This window comes from Pseudomonas fluorescens (genome assembly GCF_902497855.1).
Classification (GTDB): Bacteria; Pseudomonadota; Gammaproteobacteria; order Pseudomonadales; family Pseudomonadaceae; genus Aquipseudomonas; species Aquipseudomonas fluorescens_BI.
On sequence record NZ_CABVHU010000008.1, the window covers coordinates 169,778 to 183,343 of the forward strand.

Below are 13,566 nucleotides of genomic sequence, written 5' to 3' on the forward strand. Positions count from 1 at the left end.
GCGAACAGCGAAGGGAGTTCCTCACATGAACAGTCCGAAGAGAGGCTCGATCACCTTGCTGGCCGGCGCGATGCTGCTGGCAAGCTCGGCGGCCTTCGCCAGCGTGGAGCCGGCAACCCCTCAACCAGGGAAGCCGGCCACCGTGGCCAAGGAGCTGCAACAGGCCAAGACCTATACCGTCAGCAGCGCACCGACCGCGCCGCTGGAGATGGAAAAGCCGAAACTGCCGGACACCTCCGGCTACACCGCCGAAGCCATCGCCGCGAAAATCGTGCGCACCAAGCCCGGCAAAATCAGTGTGCGTCGGATGATGCAGGAAGACGCCCTGAAGGACTTCATCGGCGGCGACAACAAGATGGCCGAATGGGTGGTGCGTCAGCACGGCATCCCGCAGGCGATCTTCATCGACGACGGCTACATGAACCTCAAGGACCTGGTCAAAAAGGTACCCAAGCAGTACTTCAGCGAAACCTCGCCGGGTGTGTTCCTGGCGAAGTTGCCGATCGTGGTCGGGAACAAGGGCATCCTGGAAATCGACAAGCAGACCCAGGAGTTGCGCCTGTCCCAGGAGGCCGGTTCGTTCCTGGTCAACGACGGCCAGCTGTTTGTGCGCGATACCAAGATCACCGGCTGGCGCGAGAAGGAAAACGGCCCGGCGACGTTCAAGTCGCCGAAGGAATTCCGTCCGTTCCTGCTGGCCTGGGGCGGCACCCAGACCTACATCGCCAACAGCAAGATGGCCAGTTTCGGCTACGCCAACAGTAAGTCCTACGGCGTGAGTATCTCGCAGTACACGCCGAACATGGCCAAGGTGCTCAAGCGCCCGGAACCGACTGGCTGGATCGTCGGCTCCGAGTTCTCGGACATGTGGTACGGCTTCTACTGCTACGAAGCCGAAAACTTCGTCGTCAAGGGCAACACCTACAAAGACAACATCGTCTACGGCATCGACCCCCATGACCGTTCCCACGGTCTGATCATTGCCGACAACACGGTGTTCGGGACCAAGAAGAAGCACGGGATCATCATTTCCCGTGAGGTCAACGACAGCTTCATCTTCAACAACCGCAGCTACGACAACAAGCTCTCGGGCCTGGTGATCGACCGTAACAGCGTGAACAACCTGGTCGCCTACAACGAGATCTACAAGAACCACACCGACGGCATCACCCTCTACGAGAGTGGCAACAACCTGCTGTGGGGCAACAAGGTGATCAGCAACCGCCGCCACGGCATCCGGATTCGTAACAGCGTGAACATCCGCCTGTACGAAAACCTGGCCATGGCCAACGGCCTGACCGGTGTCTACGGCCACATCAAGGACCTGACCGACACCGACCGGGACATCGACCTCGATCCGTTCGACGCCCAGGTGTCCCTGATCATCGTCGGTGGCGAACTGGCCGGCAACGGCAGCGGACCGCTGTCCATCGACTCGCCGCTGAGCGTCGAGTTGTATCGCGTGTCCATGCTCGCGCCGACCAAATCCAGCGGCATCAGCTTCAACGGGATTCTTGGCGAGCGCCAGGATGAAATTCTCGACCTGCTGGTGCGCCAGCAGAAAGCCGTGCTGATCGACCCTGTCGAACGCCAGACCGAAATGCAGGACTGAGGATAATTTTATGCGCCCACACTTGATCAAATTACTCAGCCTGTCGGCCCTGGCCGCCGGCATTCTCGCGGCCAGCGGCGGCGTTCGCGCGGACGAAGCCAAGGCGCCCGCTTTCAGCGCCGAGCCGTGCTGCAACCTGTGCCCGGAAGCCCACGACGCCAAGAACTACACCACGCGCTACCAGCAGAACTTCACCACGCTGGTACAGGCCCAGGGTGACTGGCTGTTCCGGACCCAGGAAGACTTGCGCACCGAATTCGATACCACCCCCGCCGGCTACAAGCGCATGAAAGAGCTGCACGATGCGTTCAAGAGCAAAGGCGTGGAGCTGGTCGTGGTTTACCAGCCGACCCGTGGCCTGGTGAACCGCAACAAGCTGAACCCGCAAGAGAAAGCGCAATTCGATTTCGACAAGGCGCTGAAGAACTACAAGACCATGCTCGGCCGTTTCGCGCAGATGGGTTATGTGGTTCCGGACCTGTCGCCACTGACCAACGAATCGCTGCCCGACACCCTGCCGGCCCACGACTTCTACTTCCGCGGCGACCAGCACTGGACACCGTATGGCGCCCAGCGCACGGCGAAGATCGTGGCCGAGAAGGTCAAGCAGATTCCGGGCTTCGCCGACATTCCCAAGCGGGAATTCGAGACCCATAAGTCGGGTCGCATGGGTAAGACCGGAACATTACACAACATGGCCGGTCAACTCTGTGGCACCAGCTACGCGATCCAGTACATGGATCAGTTCACCACCGAGCCAAAAGGCGAAGCCGGCGATGGCGATCTGTTCAGTGACTCCGGCAATCCGGAGATCACCCTGGTCGGCACCAGCCACAGTGGCAAGAACTATAACTTCGCCGGTTTCCTCCAGGAGGCCATCGGCGCCGACATCCTCAACGTGGCGTTCCCCGGCGGTGGCCTGGAAGGTTCGATGCTGCAGTACCTGGGCAGCGAAGAGTTTCAGACCAAGCCGCCGAAGATCCTGATCTGGGAATTTTCGCCGCTTTATCGCCTCGACCAGGAAACCACCTACCGCCAGATGATGGCGCTGCTGGACAACGGTTGCGAAGGAAAGGATGCACAGATGACCGGCAGCACCACGTTGAAACCGGGCAAGAACGAATTGATGGTCAACAGCAAGAACCTGAACCTGCAGAACAGCAGTCACCAGGTTGATATCCGTTTCGCCGATCCGTCGGTGAAAACCCTGCAAGCCACCCTCTGGTACATGAACGGTCGCCACGAGGACATCAAGATCGAAAAACCGGAAACCTCCGACACCGACGGGCGTTTCGCCTTTGAGTTGCGCACGGACGAAGACTGGGGCTCGCAGAACCTGCTGGCCGTCGAAGTCCAGGGCCCTGAAGCAGGTGCCGCGCCGCAGAAAGTCGAAGCGAAGATATGCAAACGCAACGTGTTCCCTGGCTTGGGGCAGCGTACCGCTCAAGCCGGGCAATGAGGCAACCTCTTATGACATGCATGCAAACTCGAACTTTGAAAAGATTGATCGCACCGTCCCTGTTGACCCTGGCCATGTTTGCCGGGGCGACTCAGGCCGCCGCGCCCCTGCGTCCACCCCAGGGTTATTTCGCGCCGATTGAAAAAGTCAAAACCGGTGACAAGAGCGAAGGCTGTGATGCCATGCCGACGCCCTACACCGGCTCGTTGCAGTTTCGCAGCAAGTACGAAGGCTCCGACAAGGCCCGTTCGACCCTGAACGAGGCCTCGGAAAAAGCTTTCCGCGACACCACGGCCGATATCACCAAGATCGAGCGCGCCACCAGCAAGCATGTGATGCAGTACATGCGTGACGGTCGTCCGGAACAGCTGGAATGCACCCTGAACTGGCTGACCGCCTGGGCCAAGGCCGATGCGTTGATGTCCAAGGACTTCAACCACACCGGCAAGTCCATGCGCAAATGGGCGCTGGGCAGCATGGCATCGTCCTATGTCCGCCTGAAGTTCTCCGACTCTCATCCGTTGGCGAACCATCAGCAGGAGTCGCAACTGATCGAAGCCTGGTTCAGCAAGATGGCTGATCAGGTTGTGAGCGATTGGGACAACCTGCCGCTGGAAAAAACCAACAACCACTCGTACTGGTCCGCCTGGTCGGTGATGGCAACCTCCATCGCCACCAACCGCCGCGACCTGTTCGACTGGTCGGTGAAGGAATTCAAGGTCGGCGCCAATCAAATCGACGCCCAGGGTTTCCTGCCCAACGAGCTCAAGCGCCGGCAACGCGCCCTCGCCTATCACAACTATGCCCTGCCGCCGCTGGCGATGATCGCCAGCTTCGCCCAGGTCAACGGTGTGGACTTGCGTCAGGAAAACAACGGCGCGTTGAAACGTCTGGGTGACCGGGTGCTCGCCGGGGTTGAAGACCAGGACGAGTTCGAAGAGAAAAGCGGCAAGGAACAGGACATGACCGACCTCAAGGTCGACTCGAAATTCGCCTGGCTCGAACCGTTCTGCTCGCTCTACACCTGCTCGCCGGATGTGCTCGAGAAGAAACACGAGATGCAGCCGTTCAAGACCTTCCGCCTCGGGGGTGACCTGACCAAGGTCTACGACCCGGCTTACGAGAAAGGCAAAGGTTCTTAGAGCAAACACACCCCTGTAGGAGCGAGGCTTGCCCGCGAAGAACGATGACACGGTTCATCCGTTCAACCGCGTAACGGCCTTCGCGGGCAAGCCACGCTCCTACAGGGTCAGTGCAAGATTTGAGTTAAGTGATATTCCCCCGTTTTCTGGTGGGGGGTTTGGGGGGGCTGCGGCCCTTGACTGTTGGTTAAACACGGAGAGATCGGGATGGTATTTTCGTCCAATGTATTCCTGTTTTTGTTCTTGCCGATCTTTCTCGGCATGTATTACCTGAGCGGAATACGCTATCGCAACCTGCTGCTGCTGATTGCCAGCTATGTGTTCTATGCCTGGTGGCGTGTGGACTTTCTGGCGCTGTTCGCCGCCGTCACGCTGTGGAACTACTGGATCGGCCTGAAAGTCGGTGCGGCAGGCGTCAGGACCAAACCGGCACAGCGCTGGTTGCTCCTGGGCGTGGGCGTCGACCTGTGCATTCTCGGCTACTTCAAGTACGCCAACTTCGGCGTCGACAGCATCAACGCGATGATGACGTCGGTCGGTCTGTCGCCGTTCATCCTGACCCACGTGCTGTTGCCGATCGGGATCTCGTTCTACATCTTTGAGTCCATCAGCTACATCATCGACGTCTACCGTGGTGACACCCCGGCGACCCGCAACCTGATCGACTTTGCGGCGTTCGTGGCGATCTTCCCGCACCTGATCGCCGGACCGGTATTGCGTTTTCGCGACCTCGCCGACCAGTTCAACAACCGCACCCACACCCTCGACAAGTTCTCCGAGGGCTGCACGCGGTTTATGCAGGGTTTCATCAAGAAAGTCTTCATCGCCGACACCCTGGCGGTGGTGGCGGACCATTGCTTCGCCTTGCAGAACCCGACCACGGGCGATGCCTGGCTCGGCGCCCTGGCCTACACCGCGCAGCTGTATTTCGACTTCTCCGGCTACAGCGACATGGCCATCGGCCTGGGCTTGATGATGGGTTTCCGCTTCATGGAAAACTTCAAGCAGCCGTACATCAGCCAGTCGATCACCGAGTTCTGGCGGCGCTGGCACATCAGCCTCTCCACCTGGCTGCGTGACTACCTGTACATCACCCTCGGCGGTAACCGCAAGGGCACGCTGATGACCTATCGCAACCTGTTCCTGACCATGCTGCTCGGTGGCCTGTGGCACGGTGCGAACATCACTTACATCGTGTGGGGCGCCTGGCATGGCATGTGGCTGGCGATCGAAAAGGCCCTGGGCCTGAACACTTCGCCACGCAGCATCAACCCGATCCGCTGGGCGCTGACCTTCCTGCTCGTGGTCATGGGCTGGGTAATCTTCCGCGCGGAAAACCTGCACGTCGCCGGCCGTATGTACGGTGCGATGTTCAGCTTCGGCGAATGGTCGCTGTCGGAACTCAACCAGGCCAGCCTGACCGGCCTGCAAGTGGCGACCCTGGTGGTGGCGTACGCAACCCTGGCGTTCTTCGGCATCCGTGATTTCTACAGCAACCTGCCACCGGAAAAGACCAAGCCTGCCGTGAACGTCGAAGCCAATGGCCCGGCCACTGCACAGCCAGGAATGATCAAGGCCGTACCGGGCGACAACCCGGCCAGCATCCATGAACCGGGCTACACCGTCGGCGTTGAAGCGACCGTGCAACCGGCCTACTGGACCGCCAACTGGTCGCGTTATGTGATGCGCGCCCTGGTCCTGCTGCTGTTCATCGCCTCGATCCTAAAACTCTCGGCGCAAAGCTTCTCGCCGTTCCTTTACTTCCAGTTCTGAGGGATCTGACCATGACCCGCTCATTACGCATTTTCTACATCGCCCTGTTCATGCTGACCCTGTTGGCGTTGGGCCTGTGGTCCACGCGCAGCTTCCTGGGCTTCAGCACCAACGCCGATGCGACGGTGCTCAACGGCCGCTGGTCCAAAGCCGTGGAAACCCACTACGACGAAGAGTTCCCGATCAAGCGCCTGGGCACCAACCTCTGGGCCGCGCTGGATTTCAAACTGTTCAACGAAGGTCGTCCGGGCGTCGTGCTCGGTCGCGACCAGTGGTTGTACAGCGATGAGGAATTCAACCCGATCGTCAACGAAGAGCTGAACCTGCAAGGCAACTACGCGCTGGTCGAAGGCGTGCGCCAGACCCTGAAAGCGAAAGGCGTGAAACTGGTGATGGCGATCGTGCCGGCCAAGACTCGCCTGTACCCGGAACACCTGGGTGACGTGAAGCCTTCGAGCATCCACGCCAATCTCTATCAGGACTTCCACGCCCAGGTCGCGGCCAACAAGGTGATTGCCCCCGACCTGCTCGGCCCGCTGCTCAAGGGCAAGCTGGACGGTCAGCAAGTGTTCCTGCGCACCGACACCCACTGGACTCCGGAAGGCGCGCAAATCGCCGCCCAGACCCTGGCCAAGACCATTGCCGACAAGACGCCGCTGAGCGGTGAGCCGCAAAACTTCGTGACTGAACCTGCGGAAAAGGTCACGCACAAGGGCGACTTGCGCCTGTTCCTGCCGCTGGATCCGTTGTTCGAAAACCTGATGCCGGCCACCGAGCCGTTGCAGAAGCGCAACACCGTGGTTGCTGATGGCCAGGCTGGCGGCGATGACGCGCTGTTTGCCAACACCGAAGTACCGGTGGCCCTGATCGGCACCAGCTACAGCGCCAACCCTAACTGGAACTTCGTCGGTGCTCTCAAAGAAGCCCTGCACAGCGACGTGGTCAATTACGCCGAAGACGGCCACGGCCCGATTCTGCCGATGCTCACCTATCTGAAAAGTGATGCTTTCAAGAACAGCCCGCCACAGGTGCTGATCTGGGAGTTTCCTGAACGTTATCTGCCTGTGAACAACGAAATCGGTGACGCCGACCCGCAGTGGGTCGCAGAGCTCAAAGAAGCCGGCGTTCGCCAACAAAACGTAGCCGCAAACACTAAATCCGAGACGCCCGACCGGGCGCAAAACTGAAAGAGAGGTACACCATGACTTTCACTACTACTCCTCGCCGTCTCGCTAAGACTTTTGCTCTTGTCGCAGGCATGAGCGTCCTGTCGATGCAGGCTTTCGCCGGTGACGCTGCGCTCTATGGCCCGACCGCGCCAAAAGGCTCGAGCTTCGTGCGTGTCTACAACGCCGGTAACGCTGAAGTCAGCGCTACGGTCGGCAGCACCAACCTGGCCGAAGTCGCGCCGCTGTCCAGCACCGACTTCAGCTTCATGCCTGGCGGCGACTACAGCGCCAAGGTCGGCAGCCAGACCCTGCCGGTGAAACTGGCCGGTGACCACTATTACACCCTGGTCAACAACGCCAGCGGCGCGCCGCAACTGATCGAAGAGCCGCCATTCAAGAACAAGCAGAAGTCCCTGGTTCGCGTCCAGAACCTGAGCGACAAGGCCCTGACCCTGAAAACCGCCGACGGCAAGACCGAAGTGGTGCCGAACGTGGCCGCCAAGGGCCGTGGCGAGCGAGAAATCAACCCGGTCAAAGTCAGCCTGGCGCTATACGATGGCACCAAGAAAGTCGGCGACGTGAAACCGGTTGCCCTGGAACGCGGTGAAGCCGCCGTGCTGTACGTCACCGGCACCGGCAGCAGCCTGTCGCCAGTCTGGGTAAAACGCCCGGTTTCGACGCGCTAATACATTTGCCCGATTGCCGGGATTTCACCCACAGGACCGCTGAATAAACGCGGTCCCTGTAGGAGCTGGCTTGCCAGCGAAGGCGCCCTCAAGGACGCCATCGCCAGCAAGCCGGCTCCTACACAGGGCGAAGGCAATCCGGACACGAAACAAGAAAAAGAGTGAAACGACAGAACGCAGTAGCTCTGACCCAAACGATTTTCAAGGAGTAACAACATGATTCCGGTGATCTTGTCAGGCGGTAGCGGCTCACGTCTTTGGCCGCTTTCGCGTAAGCAGTTCCCCAAGCAATTCCTCGCCCTGACCGGCGAACACACGCTGTTCCAGCAAACCCTGGAACGCCTGGTGTTCGAAGGCATGGACACCCCGATCGTGGTCTGCAACAAGGACCATCGCTTCATCGTCAACGAGCAGCTGGCGGCCCGTAACCTGGACACCCAGCGCATCCTGATGGAGCCTTTCGGTCGCAACACTGCGCCGGCGGTGGCCCTGACCGCGATGATGCTGGTCAATGAAGGTCGCGATGAATTGATGCTGGTGCTGCCGGCCGACCACGTGCTCGAAGACCAGAAAGCCCTGCAACGCGCCCTGGCCCTGGCCACCGTCGCTGCCGAAAACGGCGAAATGGTGCTGTTCGGCGTACCGGCCACCAAACCGGAAACCGGTTACGGCTACATCAAGTCGACCAACGACTCGCTGCTGCCCGAAGGCGTCAGCCGTGTCTCGCACTTCGTCGAAAAACCGGACGTGAAACGCGCCACCGAGTTCGTCCAGTCCGGCGGTTACTTCTGGAACAGCGGCATGTTCCTGTTCCGCGCCAGCCGCTTCCTCGAAGAGCTGAAAAAACACGATCCGGACATCTACGACACCTGCGTCCTGACCCTGGAACGCAGCCAGCAGGATGCCGACACCGTCGACATCGATTCCGCGACCTTCGCCTGCTGCCCGGACAACTCCATCGACTACTCAGTGATGGAAAAAACCCAGCGCGCCTGCGTCGTGCCGCTGACAGCGGGCTGGAGCGATGTCGGCTGCTGGTCGTCGCTGTGGGAAGTGAACAAGAAAGACGCCAACGGCAACGTCACCAAAGGCGACGTGGTCATCCAGGACAGCAAGAACTGCATGATCCACGGCAACGGCAAGCTGGTATCGGTGATCGGCCTGGAAAACATCGTGGTCGTCGAAACCAAGGACGCCATGATGATCGCCCACAAGGACTCGGTCCAGGGCGTGAAACAGATGGTCAACACCCTCAACGCGCAGGGCCGCAGCGAAACCCAGACCCACTGCGAAGTCTATCGTCCGTGGGGTTCCTACGACTCGGTGGACATGGGCGGCCGCTTCCAGGTCAAGCGCATCTCGGTCAAGCCGGGCGCCTGCCTGTCCCTGCAGATGCACCACCACCGCGCCGAACACTGGATCGTGGTCAGCGGCACCGCCGAAGTGACCTGCGACGAGAACGTGTTCCTGCTGACTGAAAACCAGTCGACCTACATCCCGATCGCTTCGGTCCACCGCCTGCGCAACCCAGGTAAGATTTCACTCGAGATCATCGAAGTGCAATCGGGCAGCTATTTGGGCGAAGACGATATCGAGCGGTTTGAAGATATCTATGGTCGTTCCAACCCGATCGAGCGTGGCGTGTCGGTGAAAACCATCGCGCAGTGATTGATCGGCAATACCGCTAAACAAGAAGCCCTCGTCCAGCCGACTGCGTCCCTATTTGCAGTCGGTGAGTCGGGGGCTTTTTTTATGATTCTAACTTCCCACACCACCTGAACTTATAAACATGACGACGATCCAAGCCCGCTAGTTAGATCTTCTTGGCTGATTAACTCGAGGGGTTTTTGATCTATTGAAGAGAATTTTATGCGGAAACGCCGAACCTTTTCTTTCCAGATTCAACAATACTTGAACTGGATTGTTTCCAGAGTCAAGATGAGCATCGCCCACCGAGACCAATAGGGTCTGCCCCGGTTGCTGGCTTGCTATGGAAGCGATTTTTTCCGCAAGGTATGGGTTAATATATTCGTCTCGCCATTCACCTGTCAGCACCCTTGACAAGTTTCTGATAGTGTCTTTCTCAAACCCCGCCTCGCTCGTAAATTTTGCCACCAGCGCACTGACCTTAAGTGCCGTTTTTTCGGATTTGGAAAACAGATTACTAACAATAGAAGCACCCAGCCTGTCAGCCTTTTCCTGAAGATCAACCGACGTAATTTTGGCTGAATCCTCATGAGACGCTACCAGCTCGAACAGAGCCAGTATATCCCTAACCAAGTGTTCAGGCTCCCAACCTATAACCCCAACCCTCTGAGGGTCAAAAAATCCGGGAACAAATTTCCGAATATTTTTTTGGACCTCACTATCTACACCTTCAACATAGATACCAAGCGTTGCTTCCTTATAGGCTCTCATTGCATCAGGGATATCAGATGCAAACTGTAAAGGTGGAATGGAGTGGCCATCGCCGGACAAAATTATTTTAGGCGATCGATCAGAAAAAGCGTGTTGCACCTCAAGGTCGTTCAACTCCCGCTCACCACCGTCTGCATACATAAACCACTGACTAGCGGCAAGGCCCCGTTGATCTATGAAGTTAACTGGGTTGTTCCCAACCATCTGATAAAGGTTTATGCCATCTGCATACCCCGCCGGGTCAGGATTAGCCCACCGCTGCAACCACGGCACGTAATACCTGAACCCATAGTAATAAAGCCCCGTCGCATCCTGCTCCTTGCCCGAGTACCTCACGGTTTTATAACTGGCCTCGACCTCCCCTCTGTCAGCAAACCAGGCCGTCGTGCCAAAAGGGTGATAACCCTCCTGGCTGATCACCTCGCCCGCGCTGTCGAGCTCCAGGCTGCAGGAGCCCAGATGATCATTCAGGCTGTAGCGGTATTGATCGCTGACCGTGGCCCTGGAAGGCGCTTGTTCCCAGTGCAGCACCCGTATAGTGCTGCGCCCGGCCTGGACGCTGATCACCTGCAACACTTCACCCGTGCCGCTGTGGGTGCGCAGCTCCAGGTTGGGGAGATAACGTACCTCGGCGCGCAGTGTGAGCGCGTTGGTTTGCGTCAAACTCACTTTGCGCACACGCATGCCGTCGGCACCGTAGACATAACATTCAACGTCATCAGGACTGGCGTCGCGCGCTACCGGTCGCACTTCGCGCAACTGGTTACGCAGATCCCAACTCAAGGCTTGCCCCGGTTGCAGACTTAGCAAGTTGCCATTGGCATCAAAGCCTCGGTGAAAATCTTCTTCACCCGGCTCCACACCATCGTGCACCGGCAAACAACGATTGCTGTGTGCTTCCGCGACCAGGCGATGGCCATGGCTTTGCGGGCCTTCGTGAATCAACTCCAACAAATTGCCGCCCGCATCGTAATGGTAGGTCTGACGGTAATTGGCACGGGGGGCAGGATCGCTGAACGGCGAAAACCCTGGACCTCGATTGGCCTCCCCCGCCTCCCACCCGGTGGCTTCGACCAACTGATACAGGCTGTCATAGCCATACCGGCTGATGGGCTCTATACGCTGGTTGGCGAAGTAACGAATCGGCTGCGCGGCGTCTTCGATACTCAGCACATTACCCGCCGCGTCGTATTCATAGCGCAGGTCTTGCAGGGTGGTGTTGCCACGCTTGGCTAGCAGCCGGCTCAGGCGACCGTCCTCGGGCGCGCAGTCCAGCGTGGTGATCACGCCATTGCCGGCGACCTCCCGTTCGGTCTGGCCGTGGGCGTTGTACTCAATGGCGCTGACCAAGGTGATCGGTGCCGTTTCGCTCGCCACTTGCAGGCGAACCTCGCGCAATTGACCGGCGATGGTCTGACTGAACAACTGCCGGTTGCCTTTGGCATCAGTCTGGGCAATCACCTCGCCCAGCCCGTTGTAGCTCGACCGGGTCATTGCCTCTGTGTCGGGTTCCAGCAAGGCATCGCGATCCGTCTCCCGTTCAGGCCAGTCGGGGGACGCCAGGTCACGCAGCAATTGTCGGGTTTGCTGCAACACCCCACCGATCACCCCATACTCCGCGAACAACTGCGTACCCGCCGGATCATCGTGACGAATCAATTTTCCACACTGGTTGTGCGAAGCGCAGGCAGGATCAGCGCCGCCATAGCGGTATCGCTCCGTGCACTCGCGCGGGTCATCAGCCCTCTGCTCGAACACTGCCTGCGCACGCAATTGTTCGTCGTATTCCATCCAGCGCTGGCTGCCTCTGCCATCCCACTCCTGCACGGCCTGATCCGCTTCACCCAACAGACTGACACGCCACCCGGCATCAACGCTGGTCGTGCTCAGGACCTTGCCGGACAGGGAGTAAATCGTGGCCAGGTTGGCGGGGGCCAAAGTGTCCGTCACCAACCGCGGGTCCCGCTGGGCAATCGCTCGCCCCGCGGCGTCATGCTGCCGGACAGTCACCCGCGCCTCGGGAAGCAGACGGGTATCCTGCCGCCAGTACGCCACCTGACGTACCGGCAGGCTGCGATTGTCGATGACCGCCAATCGTGGAGTATGTGAATGAATGCATGGGTTTAATGACTGCATGACGGGCTCCGCTTCTGGAGCGGTGGCTCAAACAGATCGTTCTCATCGAAGGCGACGCTGCACCAGACCCAATACCAAGTCTCTCGACGCAACGGTTTCAATTGTGGCGGCGTTCCTTGCGGCATTTGCCTGGCCAATATCGTTTCGGTCGGACGGCCTGCGGCGTCATAAAACTGCTGGTCGTGACAGGCACGTTCGCGCATCGACCGGTCGTTGACGTAACGCGGTCGGTCGGCGAAGTACGATCTGTAGATCCGCACCTTATCTCCCTTGTTGTTGTACTCGACCGGTTCACTGATCCGCCAGCGACGCGGCACGTCAGCCTCCTGGGGCGTACCGTCGGGATTGAGCATCAGCTCGCCGTTGTCATCGACCAACCATTACGGCGAAGTGCAATGTCCGGTGCTGCAAGCGCAACAGTTATTGTCGGGGTTGAGCCCACAGCAGCAGAAGTTGCTGATCGAGCCCTCGGTGTTCAGCAATTTTTATCTGACCCGCAGTGATTTGACCGACGGCTGGAAGAGCCCCGGTAGTACTTATCTGTGCCCTCACACGCCACTGGGAACCTGTTTTTTGCTGCCGTTAAAGCAGGACGACATCGGTACAGTTGACCCCGAGGCACATATTCCTGGCTCAGCGACTGCTACGACAAACCTTGCGCCCGTGACCTTCCATAAGGCGGGACAAACCCACACCGAAACAGTGACCCTGAAACTGAACTCCGCTACACCTACCAACACCCACAAATGGCTGCTGAATGGGTTGCACAAGGCATCTGAGTTAACTATCACCTCGATCATTCAAGCCAATGCGGCGCTCCCCGAGCTAACCGAAGAGGGGTATACCGCCACCTTCGATCTGATCACCGCCACCGGCCCCGTTGCCGCCCCGGTGAATCTGGCCCTGCAACGCTTCACCCTCACTCTGGACGAGCAATACAACCTGACAACTGCGGAAAAGGACTTCTTCAAAAAATCCTACGGTGTCGAACTGTCAGACGGCTCGCCGCTATGGCAAATGGCTGACCTGAACGACTTCATGCAGCGCACCGGTCTGCACGCCGAACAGGTCGAGAGGCACTTGAAGCAACACCGCAAAAGGCCCCCAGTATCGACAGCGTGATCGATCCAACCCTGGGGGATAGCCCGTCACTGGGTAAAGCTCAGTTCAT

General features: G+C 58.9%; 10 protein-coding genes. 8 read left to right on the plus strand and 2 right to left on the minus strand.

Annotation, left to right across the window (positions count from 1 at the left end; translation table 11 throughout):
* Window positions 1-25 precede the first annotated feature (25 nt).
* From algG to F8N96_RS17650, 7 genes are all read left to right on the plus strand, one after another.
* Entirely contained in the window at window positions 26-1,612 is a 1,587-nt protein-coding gene (algG, locus tag F8N96_RS17615) for a mannuronan 5-epimerase AlgG (RefSeq protein ID WP_150798864.1), read from the plus strand.
* A gap of 10 nt (window positions 1,613-1,622) precedes the next feature.
* A complete protein-coding gene (locus F8N96_RS17620) occupies window positions 1,623-3,071 on the plus strand; it encodes an alginate O-acetyltransferase (protein WP_150798865.1) in 1,449 nt (482 codons plus the stop codon).
* Between the two features lie 11 nt (window positions 3,072-3,082).
* Entirely contained in the window at window positions 3,083-4,213 is a 1,131-nt protein-coding gene (locus F8N96_RS17625) for a mannuronate-specific alginate lyase (RefSeq protein WP_150798866.1), read from the plus strand.
* Window positions 4,214-4,420: 207 nt separating this feature from the next.
* Window positions 4,421-5,986: an MBOAT family O-acyltransferase gene (locus F8N96_RS17635; RefSeq protein ID WP_150798867.1), complete on the plus strand. Its 1,566-nt coding sequence runs from the start codon at window positions 4,421-4,423 to the stop codon at window positions 5,984-5,986.
* An 11-nt stretch (window positions 5,987-5,997) separates the two neighbouring features.
* Window positions 5,998-7,173, plus strand: a complete 1,176-nt coding sequence (locus F8N96_RS17640) for an alginate O-acetyltransferase (RefSeq protein ID WP_150798868.1) — start codon at window positions 5,998-6,000, stop codon at window positions 7,171-7,173.
* Between the two features lie 14 nt (window positions 7,174-7,187).
* On the plus strand, window positions 7,188-7,841 hold the full coding sequence (locus F8N96_RS17645; protein ID WP_150798869.1) for an alginate O-acetyltransferase AlgF: 654 nt from the start codon (window positions 7,188-7,190) through the stop codon (window positions 7,839-7,841).
* A 216-nt stretch (window positions 7,842-8,057) separates the two neighbouring features.
* The gene (locus tag F8N96_RS17650; protein WP_150798870.1) at window positions 8,058-9,509 is read left to right on the plus strand and encodes a mannose-1-phosphate guanylyltransferase/mannose-6-phosphate isomerase; all 1,452 of its coding nucleotides are present in this window, start codon (window positions 8,058-8,060) and stop codon (window positions 9,507-9,509) included.
* A gap of 141 nt (window positions 9,510-9,650) precedes the next feature.
* Here the strand turns inward: F8N96_RS17650 and F8N96_RS17655 are convergent, their stop codons facing one another.
* Together F8N96_RS17655 and F8N96_RS17660 are read right to left on the minus strand one after the other, a co-directional pair.
* A complete protein-coding gene (locus F8N96_RS17655) occupies window positions 9,651-12,395 on the minus strand; it encodes an RHS repeat domain-containing protein (RefSeq protein ID WP_150798871.1) in 2,745 nt (914 codons plus the stop codon).
* Window positions 12,383-12,748, minus strand: a complete 366-nt coding sequence (locus F8N96_RS17660; protein ID WP_412071814.1) for a hypothetical protein — start codon at window positions 12,746-12,748, stop codon at window positions 12,383-12,385. Before F8N96_RS17660 ends, F8N96_RS17655 begins: the two co-directional genes overlap by 13 nt.
* Between F8N96_RS17660 and F8N96_RS17665 the strand changes: the two genes are divergently transcribed.
* On the plus strand, window positions 12,741-13,517 hold the full coding sequence (locus F8N96_RS17665; RefSeq protein WP_191635366.1) for a hypothetical protein: 777 nt from the start codon (window positions 12,741-12,743) through the stop codon (window positions 13,515-13,517). The genes F8N96_RS17660 and F8N96_RS17665 overlap by 8 nt on opposite strands.
* The last annotated feature ends 49 nt before the right edge of the window (window positions 13,518-13,566 follow it).

Excerpts from the sequence above, each read along its gene's own strand:
- F8N96_RS17625 (WP_150798866.1), top strand. The coding sequence starts at position 3,083 with ATGACATGCATGCAAACTCGAACTTTGAAAAGATTGATCGCACCGTCC.
- F8N96_RS17655 (WP_150798871.1), bottom strand. The coding sequence starts at position 12,395 with ATGCAGTCATTAAACCCATGCATTCATTCACATACTCCACGATTGGCG.
- F8N96_RS17635 (WP_150798867.1), top strand. The coding sequence starts at position 4,421 with ATGGTATTTTCGTCCAATGTATTCCTGTTTTTGTTCTTGCCGATCTTT.
- F8N96_RS17640 (WP_150798868.1), top strand. The coding sequence starts at position 5,998 with ATGACCCGCTCATTACGCATTTTCTACATCGCCCTGTTCATGCTGACC.
- F8N96_RS17645 (WP_150798869.1), top strand. The coding sequence starts at position 7,188 with ATGACTTTCACTACTACTCCTCGCCGTCTCGCTAAGACTTTTGCTCTT.
- F8N96_RS17660 (WP_412071814.1), bottom strand. The coding sequence starts at position 12,748 with ATGCTCAATCCCGACGGTACGCCCCAGGAGGCTGACGTGCCGCGTCGC.
- F8N96_RS17620 (WP_150798865.1), top strand. The coding sequence starts at position 1,623 with ATGCGCCCACACTTGATCAAATTACTCAGCCTGTCGGCCCTGGCCGCC.
- algG (WP_150798864.1), top strand. The coding sequence starts at position 26 with ATGAACAGTCCGAAGAGAGGCTCGATCACCTTGCTGGCCGGCGCGATG.
- F8N96_RS17650 (WP_150798870.1), top strand. The coding sequence starts at position 8,058 with ATGATTCCGGTGATCTTGTCAGGCGGTAGCGGCTCACGTCTTTGGCCG.